This window comes from Parachryseolinea silvisoli (assembly GCF_021190955.1).
In the GTDB taxonomy this organism is placed as follows: Bacteria; Bacteroidota; Bacteroidia; order Cytophagales; family Cyclobacteriaceae; genus Ohtaekwangia; species Ohtaekwangia silvisoli.
Genome location: NZ_JAIOAO010000006.1, coordinates 54,583 through 80,118, shown reverse-complemented (window position 1 = coordinate 80,118; position 25,536 = coordinate 54,583). Strand labels below are relative to the sequence as shown.

The 25,536-nt window shown below is 49.4% G+C and carries 23 protein-coding genes; 16 read left to right on the top strand and 7 right to left on the bottom strand.

The features are described 5' to 3' along the window. Positions 1-19: 19 nt before the first annotated feature. Positions 20-595, top strand: a complete 576-nt coding sequence (locus K7P01_RS27890; protein WP_267297884.1) for a DUF4142 domain-containing protein — start codon at positions 20-22, stop codon at positions 593-595. Positions 596-623: 28 nt separating this feature from the next. Then, a complete protein-coding gene (locus K7P01_RS27885; RefSeq protein ID WP_267297883.1) occupies positions 624-914 on the top strand; it encodes a YtxH domain-containing protein in 291 nt (96 codons plus the stop codon). 303 nt (positions 915-1,217) lie between these two features. Here K7P01_RS27885 and K7P01_RS27880 read toward each other — a convergent pair whose 3' ends face one another. From K7P01_RS27880 to cls, 3 genes are all read right to left on the bottom strand, one after another. Next, positions 1,218-1,724, bottom strand: a complete 507-nt coding sequence (locus tag K7P01_RS27880; protein WP_267297882.1) for a TIGR00725 family protein — start codon at positions 1,722-1,724, stop codon at positions 1,218-1,220. A gap of 60 nt (positions 1,725-1,784) precedes the next feature. After that, positions 1,785-2,192 carry a putative signal transducing protein gene (locus K7P01_RS27875; RefSeq protein ID WP_267297881.1) on the bottom strand — a complete coding sequence of 136 codons (408 nt, stop codon included), beginning with the start codon at positions 2,190-2,192 and terminating at the stop codon, positions 1,785-1,787. 81 nt (positions 2,193-2,273) lie between these two features. Further along, complete coding sequence (cls, locus tag K7P01_RS27870) at positions 2,274-3,731, bottom strand: cardiolipin synthase (protein WP_267297880.1); 1,458 nt, start codon at positions 3,729-3,731, stop codon at positions 2,274-2,276. An 81-nt stretch (positions 3,732-3,812) separates the two neighbouring features. On the opposite strand from cls, the gene K7P01_RS27865 reads away from it, so the two are divergent. From K7P01_RS27865 to K7P01_RS27810, 12 genes are all read left to right on the top strand, one after another. Beyond that, entirely contained in the window at positions 3,813-6,521 is a 2,709-nt protein-coding gene (locus K7P01_RS27865) for a vWA domain-containing protein (protein ID WP_267297879.1), read from the top strand. A gap of 15 nt (positions 6,522-6,536) precedes the next feature. After that, positions 6,537-7,082, top strand: coding sequence for an RNA polymerase sigma factor (locus K7P01_RS27860; RefSeq protein WP_267297878.1), 546 nt, complete (start codon positions 6,537-6,539; stop codon positions 7,080-7,082). Then, positions 7,072-7,584 (top strand): hypothetical protein, encoded by a 513-nt coding sequence (locus K7P01_RS27855; protein ID WP_267297877.1) that lies wholly within the window; start codon positions 7,072-7,074, stop codon positions 7,582-7,584. The genes K7P01_RS27860 and K7P01_RS27855 overlap by 11 nt, the downstream gene beginning before the upstream one ends. Before the next feature lie 39 nt (positions 7,585-7,623). Beyond that, entirely contained in the window at positions 7,624-8,154 is a 531-nt protein-coding gene (locus K7P01_RS27850) for a DUF4252 domain-containing protein (protein ID WP_267297876.1), read from the top strand. A gap of 156 nt (positions 8,155-8,310) precedes the next feature. Then, complete coding sequence (locus tag K7P01_RS27845; protein ID WP_267297875.1) at positions 8,311-8,844, top strand: DUF4252 domain-containing protein; 534 nt, start codon at positions 8,311-8,313, stop codon at positions 8,842-8,844. Between the two features lie 53 nt (positions 8,845-8,897). Beyond that, complete coding sequence (locus K7P01_RS27840; RefSeq protein ID WP_267297874.1) at positions 8,898-9,788, top strand: ABC transporter ATP-binding protein; 891 nt, start codon at positions 8,898-8,900, stop codon at positions 9,786-9,788. A gap of 14 nt (positions 9,789-9,802) precedes the next feature. Continuing rightward, positions 9,803-10,606, top strand: coding sequence for an ABC transporter permease subunit (locus tag K7P01_RS27835; protein ID WP_267297873.1), 804 nt, complete (start codon positions 9,803-9,805; stop codon positions 10,604-10,606). Positions 10,607-10,698: 92 nt separating this feature from the next. Then, entirely contained in the window at positions 10,699-12,588 is a 1,890-nt protein-coding gene (locus tag K7P01_RS27830; RefSeq protein WP_267297872.1) for a 7TM diverse intracellular signaling domain-containing protein, read from the top strand. 308 nt (positions 12,589-12,896) lie between these two features. Next, complete coding sequence (locus K7P01_RS27825) at positions 12,897-15,842, top strand: SusC/RagA family TonB-linked outer membrane protein (protein WP_267297871.1); 2,946 nt, start codon at positions 12,897-12,899, stop codon at positions 15,840-15,842. Positions 15,843-15,853: 11 nt separating this feature from the next. Beyond that, positions 15,854-17,317: a RagB/SusD family nutrient uptake outer membrane protein gene (locus K7P01_RS27820; protein ID WP_267297870.1), complete on the top strand. Its 1,464-nt coding sequence runs from the start codon at positions 15,854-15,856 to the stop codon at positions 17,315-17,317. 50 nt (positions 17,318-17,367) lie between these two features. Beyond that, complete coding sequence (locus K7P01_RS27815) at positions 17,368-18,834, top strand: glycoside hydrolase family 30 protein (protein WP_267297869.1); 1,467 nt, start codon at positions 17,368-17,370, stop codon at positions 18,832-18,834. A gap of 200 nt (positions 18,835-19,034) precedes the next feature. Further along, positions 19,035-19,415, top strand: a complete 381-nt coding sequence (locus K7P01_RS27810; protein WP_267297868.1) for a hypothetical protein — start codon at positions 19,035-19,037, stop codon at positions 19,413-19,415. A gap of 40 nt (positions 19,416-19,455) precedes the next feature. Here the strand turns inward: K7P01_RS27810 and K7P01_RS27805 are convergent, their stop codons facing one another. The 4 genes from K7P01_RS27805 to K7P01_RS27790 form a co-directional block, all read right to left on the bottom strand. Next, complete coding sequence (locus tag K7P01_RS27805) at positions 19,456-20,154, bottom strand: DUF1361 domain-containing protein (protein WP_267297867.1); 699 nt, start codon at positions 20,152-20,154, stop codon at positions 19,456-19,458. Positions 20,155-20,266: 112 nt separating this feature from the next. After that, positions 20,267-21,166 (bottom strand): aldo/keto reductase, encoded by a 900-nt coding sequence (locus tag K7P01_RS27800; RefSeq protein ID WP_267297866.1) that lies wholly within the window; start codon positions 21,164-21,166, stop codon positions 20,267-20,269. Positions 21,167-21,401: 235 nt separating this feature from the next. Continuing rightward, a complete protein-coding gene (locus tag K7P01_RS27795; RefSeq protein ID WP_267297865.1) occupies positions 21,402-21,971 on the bottom strand; it encodes an NUMOD4 motif-containing HNH endonuclease in 570 nt (189 codons plus the stop codon). A gap of 515 nt (positions 21,972-22,486) precedes the next feature. Beyond that, on the bottom strand, positions 22,487-22,750 hold the full coding sequence (locus K7P01_RS27790) for a hypothetical protein (protein WP_267297864.1): 264 nt from the start codon (positions 22,748-22,750) through the stop codon (positions 22,487-22,489). Between the two features lie 259 nt (positions 22,751-23,009). On the opposite strand from K7P01_RS27790, the gene K7P01_RS27785 reads away from it, so the two are divergent. Further along, positions 23,010-23,351 (top strand): single-stranded DNA-binding protein, encoded by a 342-nt coding sequence (locus tag K7P01_RS27785; RefSeq protein ID WP_267297863.1) that lies wholly within the window; start codon positions 23,010-23,012, stop codon positions 23,349-23,351. Positions 23,352-23,529: 178 nt separating this feature from the next. Beyond that, complete coding sequence (locus tag K7P01_RS27780) at positions 23,530-25,530, top strand: BatA domain-containing protein (RefSeq protein ID WP_267297862.1); 2,001 nt, start codon at positions 23,530-23,532, stop codon at positions 25,528-25,530. Positions 25,531-25,536: the final 6 nt, after the last annotated feature.

The following is a 25,536-nucleotide window of genomic DNA, read 5'->3' as shown; positions in this document are numbered from 1 at the left end:
TCACAAAACAAACACGACAATGAAACGTATCACTAGAATATTGCCGCTCTTTATCGCCGGCGTAGTAGCCTTTAGCTGCGGGCCAAAAAAGGTTGAAAATACCAATGAAGTAGCGGAAGAAGCGAACGAAGAAAAATTTGAAGATCGCAAAGACGAAAAAGACGCCGAGTTTGTGGCGGAAACAGTAGCCTCGAATTATTCAGAGATAGCGCTGGCTATACTGGCCAAGGAGAAATCAAATAACCCACAGGTGAAAGAAGTAGCCCAGGAGTTAGAGGCTGGACACAATAAGATTCTTGGCGAGCTCCAGTCGTTCGCCAGCGCAAAAGTTATCACAGTTCCTACCGAAGCGAATGATGCCGAGCAGAAGACCATCGAAAAGCTTCGTGAAGAGAAGGACGTGAAGGAATTCAATAAGAAATGGAGCAAAGAACTGGTAGATAAACACGAAAAAAGCATTAAGGAGTTTGAAGCCCGCCTGGAGAAGACCCAGGATGCCGATCTTAAAATCTGGATAGAACAAACACTTCCCCATCTGCGTGAACACCTGGACAAGGTAAAAGCGCTGGAGTCAAATGTGACCGCTTCCAGATAATTGTTTAACCTCTAAATACGGAAACATTATGACAAGTACATCAAAAGTAATCGTAGGCATTCTTGGCGCCGCCGCCGCTGGAGTAGTATTGGGAATGTTGATCGCACCCGAAAAGGGATCCGATCTGCGTAGGAATCTGAAGAACACAACAGACGACTGGCTGGGTGAGATCACGGAGTGGATGGGTAAAGGTAAAAAGTACCTCGCTGACATTAAAGATCAGGCAGAAGGCGAAGCGGAAGGCCTGGCGGCAGAAGCAGAACAAGGCGTTAACAGCTTAAAAGAGTCTGCACGCCGCCGTGCTTCCACGCATCATTAATAAATGAAATCGATCATATAAACGATCTTTTGCATAAGCCTTTCTCGGAACTCACTGACACTGGAATCCGACGCAAAGCAGCAAAAGATTACGAAGGGCTCTCTACGGGAGCCCTTTTTTTGTGAGCAAAACACCGGCGAAAGGGAGGAAGAAGCAGGGATGTCTCAGAGTATTCCCAGTGTATTCTCAGTGTTTAGTCAGACATGAGTCAGTGTAAAAGAACTGAGACAACTCGGGCAATACAATGACACAGTTGGGGCTCAGGAGGAAAGGATCTCGGGAGGTTCCGGGGAGCCTCCTCCTTTACCGCAGTTGGTGTACGGCGAGATAATCTTTGATCTGGGTAATCGTTTCTTCCACGTTCTTGGCAATCAGAATACGATAGGTGCCAATATTTTTAAAGAACCGTATCGTGATCTCATCCTGATGTAACAGAATTACCTTTTTATTGGACTTGATAGCCAGGGCTACTTCCGAGGCCGTGCCGGCGGCCATGCCCAAAACAACAATAATATTGCTGGACAATACATTGATTATGTTGCGGCCACTACCCATACCGGTAACAATCTTAATCTGAGCATTTTCTGAAGCCCCTTTATCATGGGCGTCAGGCAGCACGCCAATGGTGAGACCATTGGCGTCGCGCGCACCCTTCATGACGGCCTCCATTACCCCAAAGCTGCGGCCGCCTGTCAGCACCGCCCATCCCTCTTTGGCGATAGCACGGCCCAGTTCAAAGGCCATTTCATTCTCGTCAGGAGTGGCGTTTTCGCCAGGTCCCATTACACCGATGATAATTTTTGCTGACATATAAGATTAGTTGCTGCTAAATTAATGTGCGATTCTAGAATTACAAATATATACCAGGCTTCATCCGGCAAATTCATGGTGACAATCCCGGCACCGGTATATCTTTTCTCCCGGCGAGAATATACCGAAGAACAAGACCCGCAAACCCGCCAGGAATGTATCCTGAAGCTTTTTTGGGAAATCACGTTCCAGGGAGATGGAATGACAAGCGGGGCAATGTGGCGTGGAATCTTCGCTTAACTGCATATTTCCACCGTCCAGAACCTGGCGTGCACGCTCTGCATCTTCAGCGAACAAGTGCAGCCGCACCCGAAAAGCCGCGAAAGGCTGCCCCGGATACAGATTTGAAAGATTCTCCTCCGTCAAAAAACAAGGTATGCCATAGGCATCCAGCTTCGTCTTCGCCAGGTTAGCTTCAATAGCGTGATTAAATTCCAAAAAAGCAATGATCGTACCCCCGGTTTCCATTGCAGGTAAATTGTTCTCTAAAGTAAAGACTTTATGGCAAAATAAACAGATCAGTTCCGATAGTACGGGGCAGTGGCCTCCCTATAATAGGGGCGAAAACAGCCGGGCAGCTTTGTCTGCAACATGGTCGAGCCAGCTGCGGGAAGTGAGCATCTCCAGCGTAAGCTCCTCGCTTTGGGTCAGGTCTTCCAGGAACTGGGCCGTAAGCTCTGCGCAGATTCGCTCGCCATACACCACGGCACCGACTTCGAAGTTAAACTCAAAGCTCCGGAAATCGATGTTAGCCGTGCCAACAATCGCCAGGTTGTCGTCCGCCACGATTGTCTTGGCGTGCACAAAGCCCTTTTTATAGCGATAGATTTTTACGCCACATTCCAATAATTCTTCATAATAAGAACGCGAAGCGGCATTGACAAACCGCAGGTCAGACTCCAGCGGTACAAGCAGCCGCACATCCTTGCCGCTAAGCGCAGCTTTTTTTATCGCATCGTTGATGCTGTTGTTGGGGATAAAATACGGCGAAGTGATATATACCCGTTCCCGGGCATTGACAATTGCCGTAAAATAACACAGCATGATACTCGCCCGGGGATAGTCTGGACCACTCGCCACAATTTGTACCAGCGAATCGCCCTTGGGCATACGGGCGGAATCAGGAAAGATGGTGCCGTCGGGAGGTAGATCCTGCCGCGAACAGAAATTCCAGTCGGCCAGAAAGTGATACTGCAAGCTTTGCACGGCCGGGCCGGAAAGCTTAATATGGGTGTCGCGCCAAAATAATGATTGCCCTGGCAGGTCGTTAAGGTAGTGATCCGCTACATTGATGCCGCCGACAAAACCAACATGCCCATCGATGACGATGATCTTGCGATGGTTGCGATAGTTTAACCTGCTGGCAATAAACGGCAAGTGCACTTTAAAGAACGGAAACGATTCGACACCCGCGGCGTCCATCTCCCGAAAAAACTTCCGCTTCAGACCTTTGCTGCCAAAGTCGTCGTAAATGAACCGTACCTTGACACCCTGACGCGCCTTTCGCATCAGAACCTCTTTCAGGCGGTTGCCGATGCCGTCATCTTCATAAATATAATATTCGAAATGAATCGTTTGCGTAGCGAGCTCCAATTCGGCAAGTACCTCTGGAAACTTCGACTCACCGTTGATCAGCAACTTAACCTTATTGGACGACAACGGCTCGAAGGAATCGTTCAGTAATAGGTTGACCATATCCCGTTGGCCATCGAGCTTGTGCCGGTTGCTTTCCAGGATCTGGTGTGTGGTCGTAATGATCCGCTCCCGGATTCGCAGCAGCAAACGGTCATTGGCAATCAGCTTCTTATTATAGATACGCTTTTTGCGATAGTTGACGCCAAAAGAAAAATAAACGATCGCACCGATAATGGGCACCGTAATGGCCAGCACCAGGTAGCCAAGCGCCTTTGAAGGATTCCGCGAATCCATAATGATACGCACAACCGTAAACAACGTGATAAAATACAGAAAGACCAGTAAGGCGAGTTTGGGAGTAAGCGTGAACATAGCCGGCGTACGAAGAACGCAACTTGACTGGTGAGAAACAACCAGCTTTACATTATTTGTCTTATTTGGTAAGTTCGGCCCATGCGTCTCTTTATAAAAGCCCTCCTTTTAGTATGCATGCCGGGACTGGCGATCGCCATCACCCCCGCCCAGCAAAAAGCACTCAACAGCTATGTTGAATATGCCAACCACTCGGCCGGCGAAGTCGCCCAGGTGGTACAGAGTCTCATGGCCTATTATCCATCGCTGGCGAAGCCCTCCAGTTGGTCCATGCCCCGCTACAGTTGCCCCGTTCAACTGGAAGACTACTACCTCAAAAACGCGCTGACATTAAGCACCGCCCTGGCCAGCCAGGCTGCCCCCCTAAACGCCCGGCTGAACGACTTGCGCGCCGCCGCGGAAAAGATCGATGCCCAATGTAAAGCCCTCGATACCTATCACAAGCTTGGAGACTATAAACAGGACAACTATGCCAAAGCTCGCGAGATCGTAACGACCGTACAGAGCTTGGTAAAGGACTACCAGGCAAAACAAACGGCATTGCAGACCGCACTGGACGCAGCCTATAAAAAGCTTGTGCCCTCCACGGGCCCCTACCGGCAAGCAGACGACAAACTCCAGGTCGCCATGGCACAGGAAAGAGCATTGCTCGACGCCTGGACTTTTAACCTGCAGCAGGAAACACATACGGGCTGGCCGGTAGAGCAACTGCAACAAAGCATTGTCGCAACGATGACACTGGTGGAAGATATGAAAAAGATCAGCACGGGCTTAAAATACCCGGCCTCATCTTCCTGGTCAAACCTGATCGAAAGCTGGTATACAATCCTCGAAGTAAAACGGCGGGGATGGGACGAATACAATTTTGACGCGCAGAAATCCGACGCGCACAGTAACAAAGTCTACCTGGACCTGATTAACTATTACAACGGTACATTGGTCTCCGGGTACAACAGCCTGTTGGATTATGCTGCCGCCGACGGGTATCGCGGGCTGAAAGCCTTCGCCTACTTTCCACGCTATGACATCCGCACCCAAGCCGTACCACCGGCCGTCACGATCAAACCTTTTCAGGACGCGGCCGTGCCACCGCTCGCCGCTACCCCGGCAGCCACGCCGATGTCACGGGCAGTATACACGTCGTTGGACCGTTACATCGACTACATAAACGAAACCTGGCGCCAGACACGGTATATGCAAATGGTCCTGACAAACCTGAGCAGCAGCGCCGACTACTACCGGAAATTGGAATCGTTTGAGCGGCACGGTGCCATGAGCTTTAACTACCCTGACTTTACAGTTCCTCGATCGGCCCATCAGCAAGCAATGGTCGCTAGCAAGGCCCTGCCGCCGGCGGTAGCGGCAACGTTGAATGCAGAAGCAACGCAAATACTGACCATTCTCCAGGAAATGGATGCGCTGGCCGCGACCCTCCAGATCGACGTGCAGGAAAAACGGTATGAAAAAGATCGATTGGCGCGTGTGACCGAGATTCTCGACCGGGAAAAGGAATTGATGAAAGCATGGGACCAAAAAAAGGAAAAGCTCTACATGGATATCCGCCAAACCTTTAACGCCTGGCCCCAGACGAATAAAACAGCGTCATGGTACGTCGCGGGAAAAGCCCTGGGAGACCTGGCCGACCTGGATAGAGACGCTTTGTTCCAGGCAAAGCAACACTACGACAACGAGACGCCCGTTACCATCTCGACCACCGCCATCGACGCCAGTCTACGCGATGTGATCGCCCGGGAATACGAGAATATGAAGGGGATAGAAAAGATCGGCCGTAACAATGGAAATTGTCCCTATACGCCATACGAGGACCTGCCCGAGTCGTCGCGTAAACTAAGCGAAGAGTTGCGCAAGCTGGCACCGGCTGTAGACGCGCGGCGGGAACATCCATACTACTACATGGTATACCACTATAACGATGTAGTGGATGACTACAATAAATTCTGTGAGCTGTCGCCTGACGTATTATTGCTCAAGAAGGTCAAACAACCGCAATTATTCCTCCCGCGATATGCCGGCCAGCCTTTGCCGGACAAGCGTCCTGCACGGCCGCCAACGACACAGGTACCGGCAAACGATGCCACGAAAATACCGGAACAAAATCCGTCCGTCAAGGTAACGCGCGAGCCAGGACAAAACACCCACACCGTACAACACGACACCGTGTATATTGAGCGGCGTGACACCGTCTACCTGTCGGATGCCGGCGAAGACATTCGATCCATGGAAGGTTATGCTACCAATCACATGGTACTCCTACTGGACGTATCGGGGTCCATGAACCAGCCGGGCAAATTGCCACTGTTAAAAAAATCGGTACTCGACCTGTTGTCCATGATGCGCGTCGAAGATCAGGTTACGATCATTGCTTTTTCGGGTAAGCCGAAGGCGTTGCTAACCGCAGCTTCCTTTAAGGAAGAAGAAAAAATAAGAGAGGCGGTTGACGAGCTGCAATCATCCGGCAAAACGGATGGCAACGCGGGTCTCAAACTAGCGTATAAACTGGCCGACCAGCATTATATCCGTGGCGGCAACAACCGCATTTTGCTGGCGACCGACGGCGAGTTTTCGGTGGACAGCGACGTAGCAGCGCTAATCGATAAATTTTCGAGGGAAGACATCTTGCTATCCATCTTCAACTTTGGCAAAGGGATGGGTGCCTCAAAAAGCCTGGAAAAACTGGCTACCGCAGGGAAAGGAAACTATGCCGCCATTTCGGCGCAAAACGTCGATCTTAAGCTGATTCGCGAGGTAAAAGCAAAAAAGAAAAAATAATGTGTAACAAACCTGATGAGCGGGCGTCTTGCCTTTGAATTTCAGTACATGAACCTCGAATCCTTTCAAAACCGGGTGCTGCCTGCCAAGAACAAGCTCTTTCGCTTCGCCCTTCGCTTTCTGGGGAGCGAAGAAGATGCGAAAGACGTGGTACAGGAGGTATTCATTCGGGTTTGGAACGGTCGGGAGCAGATGACAGAGATACAGAACTGGGAGGCCTGGTGTATGCGCATCACCCGCAACCTCTCACTGGATCGTGTCCGCTCCAACCATCGCCGCCAAACCCGGCCGATGGAAGAGACCTTCGACGTTCGTCAGGAAGCGTTAACACCGCACGAATCAACGGAGATCAGCGAAAGTATGCACCGTATCAGTCAAATCATCGAAGCACTGCCCGAAAAACAACGGCAGATCATACACCTTCGGGATGTGGAAGGATACAGCTACAACGAGATCTGCGAAATACTGGAGCTGGATATGAACCAGGTAAAAGTAAACCTGTTCAGAGCACGGACAACAGTGCGCGAAAAACTCACCAAGATGAACGCCTATGGACTCTAATAAAATCGAAGCACTGCTGCAAAAATATTGGGAGGCCGAAACCTCACAAGAAGAAGAACAGCAATTGCGCGAATGGTTCCGTAACCACCAGGCCCCAGAACCGTGGAAAGAAACCGCCGCCATGTTCCGTTATTTCGACGACACCAAAAAAAAATCACTGGACGACGCTTCCTTTAACGCCACCGTGGTAAGCAACCTGCCTACGGCCGAGGCCGGCCGCATACGGAAGCTGGTCTATAACACCCTACGGATTGCAGCCGGCGTCTCCGTACTTTGCCTGGCCACGTGGTTCGTACACACAGAAATGCAGGAATCCGCTGACCCAGAAGTGGTGGATACTTACAGCGACCCTAAGCTGGCATTTGAGGAAACTAAAAAGGCCCTGCTGCTCATCTCCCAAAGTTTTGGCAAAGCCGAAAAGCAGGCTCGGAAGATCAATATGTTTAATGAGGCGCAAGAAGAAATTAAAAAAGAGAAACCTTCTCAGGAGCAAAAACTTTGAGAACAGCAATCGACAGGAACAATAAACGGACTAAACACCATGAAAAAGATATATATAGTAATAATCGTGATGATGGCAGCACAGGGTGTGTTTGCACAGGACATTATCTCCAAGTTCTTCAATAAATATCAAAACGACGAGTCGTTTACGCAAGTAACAATCAGTAGCAAGATGTTCAGCCTCTTTACGAATATGGAGGTTGAAAACAAAGAAGATCAGGAAGTGCTAAGCGCCATCAGTAAGCTCAAAGGTCTGCGCATTCTCGGCAAAGAGAATACCTCTGACGCCCGCTCACTATACAAAGAAGCCTTTTCGCTTATTCCAACCAAAGAGTTTGAAGAGCTTATGTCTGTACGCGACAAAGACAAAGACATGAAGTTCTACATCAAAGAAAGCGGCGGAAAGATCTCTGAGCTGGTAATGATCATGGGCGGCACCAAAGATTTTATGGTACTGAGCCTTTTTGGTGAGATCGACCTGAAACAAGTATCACACATCGGTCGTAAAATGAACGTGAGCGGACTCGAAAAGCTCGAGAACGTAAAAGACAACGGCAAGAAGCACGAGTAGCAGCCGTTCGTTCCCGAGGATTCTGGCGCGAGTCTTAGCCCTGCCTACCGGCAGGCAGGTCCGCCTCGGGGTGGAGACTCGTGCCTGCCATGATGCCAGTCTCCAAACTGGCGACTCCCCGAAGTAACAAACATTGGTCTATACATAATAACTCCCATGCGATATATCATAATACTCCTGATACTGGCGGGTACTTCCTGGGCCAGCGCCCAAAGCCCGGTAACCGAAGCACTGTACAAGAAACATAGCGACGCCCTGACATTGTTCTTCTACAACAACACGCTCCGCATGCTTAACCAAACAAACGACAAAGACTTCGATGCCCTGATCGAAGATATAGAAAAGATGCGGTTCCTGATGATCAAAAAAGCAAATGGTTTTGCCACAGGTGATTATACTAAATTGGTAACGGATTATAAATCTGAACAGTTTGAAGAAATGATGTCAAGCCGTTACCAGGGAAAAAACTTCGATGTATTTATAAAAGAAAAGAACGGCGTAACAAAGGGAATGCTGGTATTGGTAAACGATGCAGAAAGCTTGTTCGTACTGGATATTGTAGGTCGGATAGCCATGGATAAGATTACCAGCCTCTATAAAACGGTAAATGAAAACAGTGAGATCGGCGACAAGATCAAGAGCTTTGCAAATAAAGATGATAAAAATAAAGATGATAAAGATGGGCATTGATGTAATGCCGGCTGTTTTATAGACACGTATATAGCATTAATCCGATTCAACTGGTGGAAAACGTACTGGCCATAAATAACCTCAGTAAGCGCTTTGGTCGCATCCAAGCCGTCAACAACGTAAGCCTGCAAGTAAAAGCTGGACAGGTCTTTGGTATGCTGGGTCCCAATGGCAGCGGCAAAACAACCACATTAGGGATGCTGATGGGCGTTGTAAATCCCACCGCCGGTAATTTCACCTGGTTTGGCCAGCCGCCGACCGACCATATTCGCAGAAGGATTGGTGCCGTACTCGAACATCCAATCTTCTACCCATACCTGAGTGGTCGGAAGAATCTCGAGTTAAACGCTATGATCAAACAGTGCCCGACCGAAAATATAACAAAGGTATTGGCCCTGGTAGAGCTGGCGGAACGCCAGGACGATGCCTATAAGACGTACTCGCTGGGCATGAAGCAACGCCTGGCGATTGCATCAGCACTGCTAAACGATCCGGATGTACTCATCCTGGATGAGCCCACAAACGGTTTGGACCCCATGGGCATCGCCGGTATCCGTGAATTGATCATTCGTATAGCAGCAGGAGGGAAGACCATCATCCTGGCCAGTCACTTGCTCGACGAAGTACAACGCGTATGCACACACTTCGCCATACTAAAGAAAGGCACGTTGGTACACCATGGCCCCGTGCACGATGTTGGTAAAGGCACAGAAACGGTGGAGGTAAAAGCAGACGCTCCCGACCTGTCACAAGTGCTGCTGGCGTTTCCCGGTACATCCTCCGTTAACCGTGAGAACGGCAGCTTTCAGGTACACCTGCGTGAACAGTTTAATGCAACTGACCTCAATCGCTTTCTGTTTGAAAAGGACATTGTCGCCTCACACCTGGTCACTCGTCAGAAAAGCCTGGAACAACAGTTCCTGGAAATACTCGCCGAATCATAATTCACAACGCCGCCATGCTTCAACTGTTACGCATAGACCTCAAAAAAATGACCAGCTACCGTACCTTCTGGGTAGTGTGTGGTCTGTATTTTATGACCCTGGGCTTCGGCGCTGCCAGCGGCATGGAGTTTCTCAAATGGCTCGCCAGTTTCATCGACGGTTTCGGGCAGGAAATAAACATCGGGCGAATTCCACTCTATCATTTTCCGGATGTATGGCTCAACCTGATCTGGTGTGCCGGCCTGCTTAAAGTAATTCTGGCCGTTATGGTGGTTATCTCGATCACCAATGAATACACCTACCGTACATTGCGTCAAAATATCATTGACGGCCTCAGTCGCGGTGAGTTTCTGCTATCAAAGATTCTGACGAATGTGTTGCTGAGCCTGATGAGCATGACAATGATCTTCGTAATCGGCCTGGTAACCGGCATGATCTATAGCCCCTCGCTGGAGTTGAACAGAATATTGACCGATTTGGAGTTTCTTCCCGCCTATTTCCTGGAAGTATTTTTCTTTTTGTCGTACGCACTCATGCTTGGCATTTTAATACAGCGTTCAGGCCTCACGATTATCTTGCTGCTGTTGTCTCAATTGATCGAGTTTATCATCACCTCAAACCTCGACGATTATCTACCCGGTGTAATTCCGTTCTTTCCCATGGAATCAATCCGGAACCTCATTACATTTCCCTTTCCCCGGTATGCTTTCTCAGAAATCCGCGACTATATCAGCCCTGGGGCTGCGGCGATTGTGCTGGTGTGGACCTTTGTCTTTAATTATATCAGCTACCGCAAACTAAAACGGTCTGATATCTAGCTTACGACCTGTCTCGGAACTCATTTGTCGACAGTAGTTGTTTCCCTTGCCAGGGTGCTTTAACATTGCATTGGAAAAGCCTGTGGGGAAACATGAGAAAGTTAATTGCCCTTGCCATCGGTTGGAGCTTGTGCTACGCCAGCCTGGCCCAACCCGCTGTTGCGCTGGAGAGCGTATCGGGGCAACACATATTTTCCTTTCAGGAAATTCAATACCTGGAAGACCTTTCCGGTAAGCTTACCATCCAAGAGGTAAGCAGCCCAGCCTGGAATATTCATTTCAACCCCAGTGCGACGTTTAATCCCGAGAACAAACACCGCAATGCCGCCTACTGGCACCGGGTAAAAGTAAAACTCGATCCCGCGCTACAAACACGTTGGGTGATTGAATTCTTTGATCAGACGATAGACAGCATCGAGTTCTTTATCCCGACAGCAGACGGAGGGTATGTACGCCATCGTTACGGGGACCACCAGGAGTTCTCGGCCCGCCCGCTAAAACATAAAAATTTTGTCATCCCTATAGCCAATGACGTAGCCGGTGAAGTAACGTATTACTTCCGGCTTCGGTCGGCACAGCAGGCCGAAGCGATCGTTGTACTCCGCTCAACAGACTACTTGTTTGAATATGCCACGGACGAATACTTCTTCTTCGGCATATTCTACGGTATGATCCTGGTCTTTTCTTTCTATAACCTGCTGATGTATGCCGCCGTGCGCGAAAGCCACTACCTGCTCTACATGCTGTACCTGGTGGGCATCGGGGTATACGAAATGAGCGCCGACGGCATAGCCTTCCAATATATATGGCCGCGGGCCATCACCTGGAACCAATACGCGCCAGGCATAGCCCTATACCTGGCATCAACCTTTGCACTCTTTTTTGCCGCCTCGGTACTAACCCTCCGAAGAGAAGCACCAGGATTGTTTAAGCTTATCCTGGGAGCCTTTGTTTTCAGAACAATCTTTCTCTTCGTAAGCTTGTTTGTCGTGCGCGAATGGTTTGCCGTTCGGTTTATCGAGATTGTGCCGTTCGCCGCAGCTTTCTATGCCGCGGCATACCGTTGGGCCAAGGGATATTCAGCCGCCCGGTTTTTAGTAATAGGCTATAGCATCTTGCTGTTTGGCGTAGTAAGCAAAGTGTCGTTGTATTTTGACTTTGAGTGGATGCCCTTTGGACAGCTATCACACTATAGCCTGGGATTCTGCTTTATCATGGAAATGCTTTTCCTGTCATTTGCAATTAGTGACAAAATCCGGTTGCTCCGCATCGAAAAGGCCGAAGCGCAGGAGAAGACCATTGAACAACTGCACGAAAACCAACGCCTGAAAGATGGCTTGAACCAGGAGCTGGAAGAACAGGTGCGCATGAAAACGGCGCAGCTGGTACAAAAGACGGAGCTCATCGAAGAGCAGAACCACCGCCTGGAGGAAGCCAACGTCCGGCTGGCCCGGCAAGCGGAAGCAATTGCTGCGATGAACACCCTCCTGGCCCGTGACAATGACCAACTAAAACATGACGTGGCAGAAGTCAAAGAAGCGCGCATCATGTCCAAAGAGGTCGACTTTGAGGAATTCAGCGCGATGTACCCCGATGATGACAGCTGCTTGAAGTTCCTGGCGGATATAAAATGGCATCACAACTATGCCTGCCGCAAATGTGGCCATACCCAATACAGCACCGGCAAAAGCCCCTACAGCCGCCGCTGCTCCAAATGTGGCTACGACGAATCCGTAACTGCCTACACCGTATTGCAGAACACCCGGCTACCCATCAACAAGGCCTTTTACATGATTTTCCTGGTCTACAGCTCGCAGGGCAATATATCCTCTCATAAGCTCTCCGAGATCCTGGGCATCCGTCAAAGCACCTGCTGGACTTACAGCTCACGCATCAAGAAAACCATGAAAGAAAGACGTCGCCATGGTGGCCTACACCTGCGCGAAGGGTGGAATTCCATTTTAGTAGAGGAAGACAAATGATTTTATTACGCTGAATAATAACACGTTAGCAATTTTGAAAAATAAATTCGGGTACTGCGTTCGAAATCGTAATCGATTGATATTCTTTTTTTTACCTCCGAGCCTGTCGTAAACGATTGCGCCTTTTCTGGCGTATCAGCATCATTTCTCGGTTCCAGGCCCAATGCCATCAAATTGTGTCAAAAGGGCATTTTTAACTTGCGACTGAAGCGTATCATTTTTTGTAACTACCTACATTCCAGTAAGTTGTATCGCGATTAGAAAACACTCCTCTACATTTGGTTCACAATCAACCAAACTCAAACACTATGAAAAGAGGTTTACTCCTGCTATGGAGCATGGTGCTATCCGCGGCCCTATGGGCTCAAAATGGCAGCGTCTCCGGGAAAGTTACTTCACCAGACGGGCAGTCGCTGCCTGGCGTAAACGTCGTGCTGAAGGGTACGTCTACTGGTACCATTACAGATGGTGACGGCAACTACAAGCTTGACGCCACGGAAGGAACGCTGGTCTTTTCGTTCATCGGCTACCAAATTTTAGAGATTCCCATCGACAACCGCTCAGTCATCGATGTTAAAATGGAAGAAGACCTAACCACCCTGGAACAGGTCGTTGTGGTAGGGTATGGAACCCAGAAGAAAAAAGACCTGACCACGTCGGTGGCCATCGTGGACCAGACTTCCATCAAAGACCGTCCCCTGACCTCCGCTGCAGAAGCATTACAGGGTAAGGCAGCAGGCGTCCAGGTCACGCAGACATCCGGTAAGCCGGGTGGTGAGATCTCCATCCGTGTGCGCGGTGCTACATCTGTACAGGCTGGTAATGAGCCGCTGTACGTCGTGGACGGCGTACCGACAACCGACATTCGCGGCATCAACGCCAACGATATCGAAAGCATGAGCGTGCTAAAAGACGCGTCGTCTGCAGCGATCTATGGAGCGCGTGCGGCCAACGGCGTGGTACTGATCACAACAAAGCGCGGTAAAGCCAACGCCCCCGTGCTTCAGTTCCTCGCCAACGTAGGGGTCACAGAGGTCACAAAGAAACTGGACGTGTTGAATACCGAGCAGTATCGTGACTTGATGAGCGAAATTAACAATACCGTAGTCGACCCGGCCATTACTCAAAACACAAACTGGCAGGACGAAACCTATAGAACCGGGTCATTTCAAAACTACCAGCTTTCTTACGCTGGGGGTACTGACAAAAACCAGTACTATGTATCCGGCGGCTATCTCAAAAACAAAGGTATCATCAACCCGTCGGCGTACGACCGCTATACACTGCGCCTGAATCTTGACAATCAGGTAAAAGAATGGCTGAAGTTCGGTACCAACTTCAACTTCGTGCGTTCCGAGTATAAGAACACCGAAGATAACAAAGCTGGAGGTCGGGGAGGTGTAATCTTAAGTGCGCTAACAACACCTCCTTTTCTGACGACGTACAATCCCGACGGCAGCGGACAATTTGCGCCCAATCCGTTCCAACCATCATGGGAGAACCCCGTGGCCTTCATGGAAGGTGCTGATGAAGGCACAACCGATGATCGCCTGATTGGAAATTTTAATGCCGAAGTGAAGATTCTCGAAGGGCTTTCCTTCCGTACCAACTTTGGTGTAGACTATACCATCCATCGTAATGACTATTTCCTCGACCCGTTTAGAACCGTATTTGGCAGAGACCCCTCCAATCACGGTATAGGCCGCACGGATCAGTCGACAACATTTTCGTGGTTGAGTGAGAATACATTCAACTACGTAAAATCGTTTGGCGTACACAATATCAATGTACTGGCGGGCATGACGGCGCAAGAGTCTACGTGGGAACGTACCTATATCGAAGCAAAAGACTTTCCCAGCGTAAGCGGCGTACAAACATTAAATGCCGCAAACCAAATTGTCAACGCTTTCACAGAGGCGACTGACTGGGGTATAGCATCGTTACTGGCACGTGTGAACTATGACTACGATGGAAAGTATCTTTTTGCGGCTACGCTACGACGGGACGGATCATCGCGATTTGCCGCCGGTCGTCAATGGGGCACATTCCCGTCGTTTTCTGCCGGCTGGAGAATTTCGGCTGAGCCGTTCATGCAAAGCGTTGCTACTATCAACGACTTAAAGCTACGTGCTGGATGGGGTAAGAACGGTAATCAGGAGAATATTAACACCTATGCCTCGTATACACAATCGGGGTTCAGACGCAGATCTGAATTGGGACAGGGTCCGGAGATTATCGAAGAAGATGTATTGGGTGGCCCCGCGATCACCTGGGAGGAAACAACCCAGACAAACATCGGCGTTGATCTTTCCGTGCTAAACTCGCGATTGACATTTACATTCGACGCCTACCTGAAAAAAACAGATGGCTTGCTGCTCGACGTTGGATTTAATGAATATACAGGTTTCGCATTTGCTCGCAAAAATGCTGGTAAAATGGAGAACAAAGGACTGGAGTTGGCCCTATCGTCAATCAATACCGAAAGCGAACTGCGGTGGACCACGGACTTCAATATATCGTTCAACCGAAATAAGGTGACTGAATTGACGTTGAACAAAGTCTACTACTATGCTCCAATGTACAGCAACGGCGATCAAAACCTTGTGAGAATGACGGAAGGTAGCTCGTTGGGTACATTCTTTGGATACATCTATGAAGGGGTTGATCCTGAAAACGGAAATCCGTTGTACCACGACTTTACAGGTAACGGCCTGAATGACGCCGATCGTACTGTGATTGGAAACGCGCAGCCGAACTTCATATTCGGGTTGACTAATAACCTTTCATACAAGCGATTTGATCTCAATGTATTCCTGCAAGGATCGCAAGGAAACGATATCTACAATGCCACTCGTATGGAACTGGAAGGCATGTATGACACCAAGAATCAATCAACAGTGGTGTTGAACCGGTGGACCGAGAACAATCGGAATACCGACATACCACGCGCAGGCATTGGTACCGGTAGTATTCGTAACTCAACGCGATTCGTTGAAGACGGTTCCTATCTCCGGGTGAAGAGCGTAACGCTTTCGTACAATGTAAATACCAGTCCGCTGGAGAAGCTGGGTATCAATAAACTATCGGTATACGCTACCGGGCAAAATTTGCTGACATGGACAAACTATTCGGGCTACGATCCTGAAGTGAACGCATATTCTACTGCGGGAGGAAAAGGAACCGAGATTGGCATCGACTACGGAACCTATCCGCAATCGAGAACGATCATTCTGGGCGTAAACGTTTCATTCTAAACAGACGAGCGATGAGAAAGGCAAAAACATACAATTATATAGGCGCCCTTCTGTTGGTTGGTGCGCTTTTACTGGGGTGCGATGATTTTCTGGATAGAGACCCACTTTCTAAGTTAACGAACGAGGATCTTGGAAATGACGGCAAATCAACTGGATTCACAACGGCAAGTCAGGCGGAAGCGATTCTGGCAGGCTGTTATGGCGATTTTAGAAACGAATATTTTCAGTTGGATTATTACGTAAATGGCGATGCGCAAGCCGACAATGCGTATGCCGGCGCAGACAATCCTAATAATTTTCAGATTGATGAATACGCCATTGAATCGGTAAATAATAACGTGCTTCGTGACTGGCGTTACTTGTACAGTACAATCGCCAAAGCCAACACGGTATTAGATCATATCGACTCTGTTACCGATGCAGCCCTGACGGAAACAAGAAGAGCCGAAATCAAGGGCGAAGCGGCATTTGTGCGGGCGTACATGTACTTTGAGCTGGTTCGTCAATATGGCGATATACCGTTACTGGTGCATGAAATAACCGAATGGGATGTGGATGATGAAAGTAAAATATACTTGTCTCGTACACCGCAGGCTGAAATATACCAGCAGATAATCAAGGACCTGGAACTTGCCGTCGCCAATACACGGGCTACTACTGCAAACAAAAACGTTGCGACAAAAAGCACAGCACATTTTCTACTCGCGAAAGTATACGCAACCGTAGAGCCGCACGACTGGGCAAAGGTTAACGAGCATGCCGACGCCGTACTGGCGGCCGGGTACGAGCTGTTACCCGAGTTCGATCAATTGTGGGACGGAACACACGAAAATTCTTCTGAAGCAATCTTTGAAATAACCTACGACGGCTGGGATGCTGGTACAGGCAACTGGGGAGCTGGTATGTTTTATGGTATTGACTGGAAGAAATTCAATACTCCCACCAATGACCTGGTGGCGGCATTTGATGCCGAAGGCGATGAGATCCGTAAAAACGCGTCCATTCGCTTTGCGGACGTTACCGGCAAATGGTCTGACCGATATTGGCCGCTAACAAACTTTCCATACTCCTATAAGTACAGAAACACCAACGGCACACAAAACTATATTTTGTTCCGACTCGCCGACATCATGCTGCTGAAAGCCGAAGCATTGACAGACGCTGGTGATTTGGAGGGCGCAGCAGACCTTGTAAATGAGATTCGCGCGCGCGTGCACCTAGACGCCATCACACCGACAACAGACGCCAACATGGTTCAGGCGATTGCAAAGGAACGCCGCCTGGAGCTTGTCTTTGAGGGGCAACGTTGGTACGACCTGAAACGCACGGGAAAGGCGATTGAGGTAATGAATGCCCTCCGCGATGGAAATGGCAATAGCTTGGGGTATCAATTAACAGAAGACCGACTGTTATGGCCCATTCCGCAAAATGAGCGTGACAAAAACGAAAAGCTAACGCAAAACGACGGATACTAATAAAGAAAAGAGGAACCCTGTATACCGGGGTTCTTCTTTAGAACATAAAGATGAAAGTAAAACTGAACTCAACCGTAAAAGGGATTACACTCGGCGTGGCATTAGTGCTGACGAGCGTGCTATGGCAAGGATGCCAACGCAACGACCAGGAAAAACAAACAACATCGGAGTCTGAAGTTGAGGCGTCGTCCATCCATTCCTACCTAACCACCAGCGACAGATCGTCTCTCCTGGCGAAAGACCAGCAAGCCCTGGCGTTTAACACTAAGGCAACCGATCTACTCGTGATCGAGATAGACTCCACACAACAGTACCAGACGATCGATGGATTCGGTTACTCCCTAACCGGAGGAAGCGCTTACCACATCCAAACGCTGACACCCTCCACACGCGAGGCATTGCTCAACGAGCTATTCCGATGGGACGGCACCAACATTGGCGTAAGCTACCTGCGTGTGAGCGTCGGTGCCTCCGATCTGGATGACCATGTCTTCTCATACAACGACCTGCCCCCAGGCAAGACCGATCCCGAGCTAAAAGGCTTTACACTGGAGGAAGACAAAAAATACCTCATACCAGCACTCAAGCAAATCCTGGCTATCAATCCCGACATCAAGATCATGGGTAGTCCATGGTCGGCGCCCGCCTGGATGAAGACCAACGGTCACCCCAAGGGGGGAAGCTTAAAGCCCGAGTTTTACGCAGCCTATGCAGAGTACTTTGTCCGGTATATACAAGGCATGGCCGAAGAAGGAATAACGATTGATGCCATCACCTTGCAGAACGAACCTGAGAATCCGAAGAACACCCCCAGCATGCTGATGACGTCTGCCGAGCAAGCTACGTTTGTGAAGAACAACCTTGGCCCCGCATTTGAAAAAGCTGGCCTTAAAACGAAGATCGTGATCTTCGACCACAACTGCGATCATCCCAATTACCCCATCGAGACGCTGAACGACGCGGACGCCAGGAAGTATATCGATGGCTCGGCGTTCCACTTGTACCTCGGCGAAATAGAGGCACTTTCGGAAGTACACCAGGCACACCCCGACAAACATCTCTACTTCACCGAGCAATGGACCTCACCCCAAAGCACCTTCGGCGACGATCTGCGCTGGCACACCCGGCACCTGATCATTGGCGCCACACGCAACTGGAGCCGCAACGTGCTGGAATGGAACCTTGCTGCCGATCCCGAGTTTAAGCCGCACACAGACGACGGTGGATGCACGACATGCCAGGGCGCGTTGACGATTGACAAGGATGCTGTAACACGCAACGTATCCTATTACATTATCGCTCACGCATCGAAGTTCGTACGCCCCGGGGCAGTGCGTATAGCGTCTACCCTCGTGGGAGACCTGTATAATGTGGCATTCTTAAATGCTTCAGGCGAGAAAGTACTGATTGTAGTCAACGACAGCAACGAAGTCAAACGGTTTGGTATTCGCTACAACGGCAAAGTAGCTGCCGCTGCGCTATCGCCAGGGGCGGTTGCTACATACACCTGGCCTTGATAGAAAACAGACGCCAAAATGGCCTGCCTAAAAGGCAGGCTTTTTTTTATCCCAGTCGGGAACTTGTTTAATAATCATCGATTCCAACCTCTTTGTGGCATATTCTTTCTGGCTGGATTGTCATGCGGCTGTCCCGATGGCGTAAAAAAACGTGTTGGTACACCGATTGACTCTTCCCTCCGCAGAAGGAGAAATGAATTATGAAAAAGAACAATTTCCAGGACCTGTTAACGTCGGTAGATGTTCTGAATACTATAAACGGAGGCATCAGCGAACCAAGCCTGACCGTCCATCAACAAGCAGACGGACGCGAGCTTCACGTGCGAGTGCCCGGTATGGAAAAGGAAGTACTGCAGGCGGAGGTTCATAACAATACGCTATCGGTATTTTACCTCATTCCCATCACCGTGCGGGAGAAAGTCGTACAAATGCCCCAGGTAGTGTATAGCAAAACGATCCCGTATTTTGTTGACGTCAGTGGTATCCGGGCCGAACACGAAGGCCAGGAGCTTGTAGTGCACATGCCCTTCAATGAGCTTTCCAACGGGTATCACAAAAAGCTGACAATGGACGAAGAGTAGAGCATTAAAAACGCCCCGGCTTTATTCCGGGGCGTTTTAGTTAATTGTTCGGATGCGACGCAGATTTCCGTGCATACACCTGTGCAAATTGAACCAGCAGCACGTAGCCCAGCACCAGGAAGGCCGCGAAGATAATCGTAACGCCGTACGTGTGCGGATGCTCGAAGGGATGCAGTATACGTTGTGCAATGTCACGCAGCAGTGGTGTAGGAGAAGATATAATGTCCCAGCTGTTCCAACGCAGGTAACGCCCCAGGTAAATTCCAAAGCCCGATAACAGCAATGTACCGACAGCGACACACCACCCTATCCAGGGACGGAAGCGTGTGGCAAAAACGGACTGTATATCCATAATCGAAGCATAACCGAGCATCAAACCATTCCAGGCAAAGAAAAGGATCAAAGCCAGGTCGTACCAATACGGCACACCCGGGCGCGGTCTAAGGTGAAATAGATCAGTCAGGATATAGGGCGCATTGGGTAAGAACGCCAGCCAGGTTGCGAATAACAACAGAAAGCTAAAAGTACCCAGACGGTGGTGGTATAATACCAGCAGGGTGCTGATAATATAAGGAATAAGGGCCAGGAAAATATTCCAGACCAGGAACACGAATGTAATACGGGTAGTGTATTGCACGCGAAGAGCCACCAGGGATACGCACAAAATGGTGGTGAGCGAGAAAATAAAGAGAATAGAAAGTCGGTTATGTTCTTTCAGGCGATGAAACAGGTTCGTCATGGTGTAATGCTTTAACACCTTTCACGGGCCAGCCGGAAGAAAGTTATTCCGGCTGGCGACAAATTCTTCTGTTTCATCCTGACACCCGGCTAACTCGGGTGTAGTCGGAAGACTAGCCGGGCATTTCGCCGCGTGAGGCGATATACAGCTCGTACCAATCCTGATGGTCGAGGTTAATATTAAAGGCATCGGCAATATTGCGAATACGCTGTTCTTCTTTTGTACCAATCAGCGGTAACGCACCCAACTTGATCAGCCAGGCCGCAGCGACAGACTCAAGGTCGACATTATACTTCTGCGCAAACTCTTGCAGCTTCTTCCGCACACGCACCGCACGTTCATCCGTGCCGCTCACGATCTGGCCGCTAGCTACGGGTGCCGACGCCAGGGGACGCATATACCGTTGCTTGATGTAGTCGACCTGGCCGTTGTCCAGCGCCGAGGTATTCAATAAGTTCAGCTCCAGGTGGTGGGTCACGATTGGCGTATGCATATAGGACGCCAGTAATTGATGTTGGAACACAGAGAAGTTTGCCACTCCAATGCTACGCGCCTTTCCCGACTTTAGAAGTTGTTCCAGGGCAATCGCCGTCTCCTCCAGATTGGAAATAGGGTCCAGGTGGTCGAGCAGGAAAATATCAATATAATCTGTATTGAGCCGGCGTAGCGAATTTTCGACGCTTCGCTGAATATGCTGCGCCGATGTGTTGTAATGTTTCACGCGTACCTCCGGCTGGTCCGGACCAGGCACACGCAGGCCACATTTTGTAAACAACACCAGGTCTTCGCGCTTAAAAGACTTCTTGCGAATCAACTGGCCAAACATCTCCTCGCAACGAGATGAACCGTACGTATCGGCGTGATCGAATGTATTAATACCCAGTTCCAGACACAGGCCGACGATCTTTTCCATAGACACAGATTCAGTAGCAGCGTCGTCGTGCCATCGGTAAAAGCCATAGACGGCAGGAGAAACTTTGGGGCCGGCATCACCGAGATAGATTTTTTCCATAAGGTTATGATTACTTCAGTACTACTACAAGTATCGGATTTAATACGAAACAAAAAAATGGGGAACGAATTTCTGCCGGGGGATTTGACCCAGGTCAGAATGGCTGCTGAACGTTAGGGAGTACTGTTTTGGCGCAGGTGAGCCAGTGGTGGGGAAATGGCTGACGAGTAACAGGGCAGTGGGGAAGAAACCTGAAGTTTAAGGATCAATACCTTAAACTTCAGGCCCCCGGGCCTTAAACCTTGACGTGGCCCCAGTTCTCTCCAATCTTGATACGATGAATCTGCATATCAGAAACACGGAACTTCTTGGCGAGCGCCTTCAGGGTGGGTTGTTTCTTTGACTTGAAAAGCGCAACCTTGATCTGCTTCACCTTGTCGGCCGTAAGTTTCGGGCCTTCTTCCGGATTCATACGCAGTAATACATTGGGATCCTTTTTGGCATGTTCGATCTGATCTTCATGCTTCACCCATTTGAGGTTAGAAGCTTTGTTATTTTCCTTCTTGTGATCGACATGAATTACGAAGGTCTGCTTTGCACCGCCCTGCTTGCAGAAATATTCCGCTACAAGCCGGTGAATGTAGTAATTCTGGCGAGTATCCTCCCGGCCTATAGTAATGCTCGGGTAACCTTGCGTTAAGCGCGGCTTCAGGATATAGCCATCTTCCAGCTCAGATTTAAAGCTTACAATCCGTCCTTTGTCCGATACCGCGTATCGCTTGGTGGTTGTGCCTTTCTTCAGTTTCAATTCCTTCCAGGTCTCCCCGGCGAGGAATTTTAGTTTAGATTGTTTAGTTGTTGCCATATGTAGAAATTAATAGGGTAAGGGTTCAGGAGAAAGTTGCGTCGGCCGTTGCAATAAGTGTACCGACCCCCGGGCTATCGTGCGCGCGTATGCCTGCCACGGTGGACTTGCGCGACAAGGAAAGACAAGGGAGTGAAATAAGTTTCGTAAACTGATACCATGGAACCAGCCGCCTCCTTTCAATAACGAAAGGAAGTACATACAACTGGTAAGGGTAGGCCTTCGAACCATGCTTATAGCTAAGTCTAATGCTTTTACCATCCGACAACCTGTAGGATAGAGGACATCAGGAAACCAGACTGGGTAGACTTTGAGCCTTATTAAAGTAAAGACTATTTTTGATAAGGGACAAGTGTTTAACGAAAAAGGTAACAGTTTTTCGTAGAATAGACCGATAAAGGATATGGGTTGATGTCTGGACTGACCAGTTGCGGTTCAGTTGTATAGTATATTTTCTCAGGGCATAGGCAGACCGGTATCTGGCGCTTGCTAGCCAATAACCAGCCACTCCGGTATTACCCCAAAAATTCCTTCTTTACCACCAATAAGTAATAACCATTTTCAATCTGCAGGTAGCCCTGCTCGTAGCAATAGATGTACTGCGATCCCTCCTTCGTAGTATACAAACTCGTGAAATACTTGAAGTCAAATCCGCGACCGACGAGTTTCTCCCGGCCAACCCTATTCTTACCATCCGGATTCAAGTCCATGAGAATACGCCGGTTCTTGCGTAGGATATTGTTCACGTTGCGCATGTAGTTCGTGTCGTCACTGTTCAACCGGTTATTGTGCGCACTGCGACAATGATCAGAACAAAACTTCTTATCAATGCGGCCCCTTATGGCCGTCCCGCACTCCGCGCAGGACTTAGTTAAGCTTTCAGACATCATATAGAATCACAAACAATCCGTTTACAAACGGCTACAAACGAATGTAAACGAATATAAGCGTTTATCATACGATTATGGCACTTTTCTTCCACCAATTTTGATCCAACGCAAAAGCAATCAGTAATCAATAAAATAAATACATATAGCTATGAGAAACTTAAGAAACAGCGTACAACTGATCGGAAATGTAGGATCAGCTCCCGAAGTAAAAACCTTTGACAGCGGAAGAGTTAAGGCCTCCTGTTCAATGGCAACCAATAGCTCCTATAAAAATCAAAAAGGGGAAAAGATTGAAGAGACGCAATGGCACAACCTTGTGTTTTGGGGAAAGTTGGCAGAAGTAGTAGGCGAGCATGTGAAGAAAGGAAATGAGATTGCCATCGAGGGCAAGCTCATGCACCGCGCGTACGATAACGCTCAGGGAGAGAAACGCTATATCACCGAGATCACCGTAAACGACATGGTCATGCTCGGCAGCAAGAGAAAGTGAGCAAGCGGAAAAAGCAAGCAAGATGTTACTTCGTTAGCGGTTAACCCGAAGCCTGGCCCTAAAACGCCAGGCTTTTTTTGCGCCGTCCACCACCAGTTGCCCACCGTTCAGTCTCCCGATTTAGTTTTTGAGACCAATCGTCCTACAACGGGTTCATCGAAAATTGTACATTGCGGGGATGAATTTGCTGTATCCTTCGTTTTTGTGGGCATTGGGTGTACTTGCTGTACCCATCATCATCCATCTCTTTAACTTCCGCAGGGCAACCCGTATATATTTTTCCAATACACGGTTCCTGCGCCAGGTAAAGGAAGCCTCTACCGCGCGCCGTAGACTGAAGCACTATCTCATCCTGGTAGCACGATTGTTGTTCCTGCTCTTCCTGGTCGTCACATTCTGCCAGCCCATCATTCCGGCCAAAGACCAATTGGCCAATAGCCGGGCCATTGTGGTCTACCTCGATAACTCGCAAAGCATGTCCGCCCGCCTCGAAGACAAAACCCGCGGCCTGGACGCCGCAGCCCAGATGGCCCGGAGCATCGTCTCCATGTTTCCCCCCGACACGCGCTATAAGCTCATAACCAACGATTTTGCACCATTTTCAAATACCTTTAAGACCGGTGCCGAGATTCAGGACCTGCTGACGCAGCTTCGACTGTCACCCGTAACACGATCCATGCAAGAGGTGACCGATAGAATCACACAAGATGCAACGTCCGGACAAAGCCAGGAGGTGTTCTGGATCGCGGACTTTCAGAAATCAACAGCCGGGAAGCTTGACCACACGCTCGATTCCGCCGCCCGCTGGCATCTGGTGCCCATTCGTTTTCAACCCATGTCAAATATCTTTGTTGATTCGGCATACCTCGAGAATCCGTTTGCTGCCAGTGGCGAGAAAAATGTGCTGCAAGTAAACGTGCGCAACGACGGTGCGCGAGAGGCCGATCAGGTCAACGTCAAGCTGCTGGTAAACAACGTCCAGACAGGCGCCGCCACCGTGAGCATCCCGGCCGGAGGCATAACAGAGATCAATTTCGACCTGGCGACAGGATTGTCGGGACTTCACAACGCTGTCATTAGCTTCAACGACTTCCCGGTAACCTTTGATAATACCTTTAACCTGGCCTTAAACTTTGCCGACAAGATCCGGGTGGTGGAAGTTAAAAGCATGACAGCTTCCGAGGCGGTTCAGAAGGTATATGGCAATCAGCAAGTATTTGCGTATAAAGGATTTGCAGTAGGCAATTTCAATTACAACGAGTTGGAACAGGCAGACCTCGTAGTCATGAACGGGCTCAACAACATCGAGCCCTCGCTGGCCGGCGCCGTGCGCAGCCATCTACAAAACGGAGGAACGGTGCTGATTGCCCCCGGAGCGCAACCGCAAGTGGAAGGATGGAAAAACGCGCTGGCATTGCCCGCGCTGAAGACCGTTCCGCAGGAAGCAATGGTCGAGCTGGACCGTCCGGACTTTTCGAATCCCTTTTTTGAAAACGTGTTTGAAGAAAAATCCGTATCACTGGCCATGCCCAAAGCGAGCCGGGTCTGGGAGTGGGGGAGCGATCGGTCAGCCATTCTGCGATTCAAAAATGACCAGCCCTTTTTATCTATGTTTGATCAGGGTGGTAAACTGTACATGCTGGCGAGTAGCCTCGACCAGGATCATACAGACTTTCACCAACATGCGCTGTTCGTTCCCGTCATGTATCGCCTGGCCGCCAGCAGCAAAAAACAGGAAGGCAAATTATATTACTCGTTGAACGAGACCTTTATCCCCCTACGGCTTGATAGCCTTCCCCGCGACGTGCCCGTGCGCCTGGTGGGAAAAGAAGAGGTGATTCCCGGACAGCGGGTCGTCGGAGACAACGTCTTTCTCGACATCCCGGGTTTTTCGGTCGAACAAGGATTTTATAAGATTGTAGCTCAGGAGGATACCGTTGGCTTAATCGCCTTCAATGTTAACAAGGCAGAATCCCTGATGGAACAATATACAGGCGAGGAAGTCAAAGCGCTGGCAGCAGGGGGTGAAAACGTCAGTATTTTCGAGGCTTCCTCTATCGACGCTTTTAGCAACGAAATAAAGGAACGATATTTGGGCACGCCTTTGTGGAAGTATGCGTTGATGGCAGCGCTACTCTTTCTGCTGGCGGAGATCCTCTTGATTCGCTTTCTAAAATAGAGATTA

What these genes read in the sequence shown, in the direction of transcription:
- K7P01_RS27800 (WP_267297866.1), bottom strand. Translation starts at nt 21,166, where the DNA reads ATGGAAAAAATCTATCTCGGTGATGCCGGCCCCAAAGTTTCTCCTGCC.
- K7P01_RS27865 (WP_267297879.1), top strand. Translation starts at nt 3,813, where the DNA reads ATGCGTCTCTTTATAAAAGCCCTCCTTTTAGTATGCATGCCGGGACTG.
- K7P01_RS27860 (WP_267297878.1), top strand. Translation starts at nt 6,537, where the DNA reads ATGAGCGGGCGTCTTGCCTTTGAATTTCAGTACATGAACCTCGAATCC.
- K7P01_RS27835 (WP_267297873.1), top strand. Translation starts at nt 9,803, where the DNA reads ATGCTTCAACTGTTACGCATAGACCTCAAAAAAATGACCAGCTACCGT.
- K7P01_RS27875 (WP_267297881.1), bottom strand. Translation starts at nt 2,192, where the DNA reads ATGGAAACCGGGGGTACGATCATTGCTTTTTTGGAATTTAATCACGCT.
- cls (WP_267297880.1), bottom strand. Translation starts at nt 3,731, where the DNA reads ATGTTCACGCTTACTCCCAAACTCGCCTTACTGGTCTTTCTGTATTTT.
- K7P01_RS27805 (WP_267297867.1), bottom strand. Translation starts at nt 20,154, where the DNA reads ATGACGAACCTGTTTCATCGCCTGAAAGAACATAACCGACTTTCTATT.
- K7P01_RS27890 (WP_267297884.1), top strand. Translation starts at nt 20, where the DNA reads ATGAAACGTATCACTAGAATATTGCCGCTCTTTATCGCCGGCGTAGTA.
- K7P01_RS27880 (WP_267297882.1), bottom strand. Translation starts at nt 1,724, where the DNA reads ATGTCAGCAAAAATTATCATCGGTGTAATGGGACCTGGCGAAAACGCC.
- K7P01_RS27830 (WP_267297872.1), top strand. Translation starts at nt 10,699, where the DNA reads ATGAGAAAGTTAATTGCCCTTGCCATCGGTTGGAGCTTGTGCTACGCC.
- K7P01_RS27785 (WP_267297863.1), top strand. Translation starts at nt 23,010, where the DNA reads ATGAGAAACTTAAGAAACAGCGTACAACTGATCGGAAATGTAGGATCA.
- K7P01_RS27845 (WP_267297875.1), top strand. Translation starts at nt 8,311, where the DNA reads ATGCGATATATCATAATACTCCTGATACTGGCGGGTACTTCCTGGGCC.
- K7P01_RS27820 (WP_267297870.1), top strand. Translation starts at nt 15,854, where the DNA reads ATGAGAAAGGCAAAAACATACAATTATATAGGCGCCCTTCTGTTGGTT.
- K7P01_RS27780 (WP_267297862.1), top strand. Translation starts at nt 23,530, where the DNA reads ATGAATTTGCTGTATCCTTCGTTTTTGTGGGCATTGGGTGTACTTGCT.
- K7P01_RS27815 (WP_267297869.1), top strand. Translation starts at nt 17,368, where the DNA reads ATGAAAGTAAAACTGAACTCAACCGTAAAAGGGATTACACTCGGCGTG.
- K7P01_RS27885 (WP_267297883.1), top strand. Translation starts at nt 624, where the DNA reads ATGACAAGTACATCAAAAGTAATCGTAGGCATTCTTGGCGCCGCCGCC.
- K7P01_RS27850 (WP_267297876.1), top strand. Translation starts at nt 7,624, where the DNA reads ATGAAAAAGATATATATAGTAATAATCGTGATGATGGCAGCACAGGGT.
- K7P01_RS27810 (WP_267297868.1), top strand. Translation starts at nt 19,035, where the DNA reads ATGAAAAAGAACAATTTCCAGGACCTGTTAACGTCGGTAGATGTTCTG.
- K7P01_RS27855 (WP_267297877.1), top strand. Translation starts at nt 7,072, where the DNA reads ATGGACTCTAATAAAATCGAAGCACTGCTGCAAAAATATTGGGAGGCC.
- K7P01_RS27795 (WP_267297865.1), bottom strand. Translation starts at nt 21,971, where the DNA reads ATGGCAACAACTAAACAATCTAAACTAAAATTCCTCGCCGGGGAGACC.
- K7P01_RS27825 (WP_267297871.1), top strand. Translation starts at nt 12,897, where the DNA reads ATGAAAAGAGGTTTACTCCTGCTATGGAGCATGGTGCTATCCGCGGCC.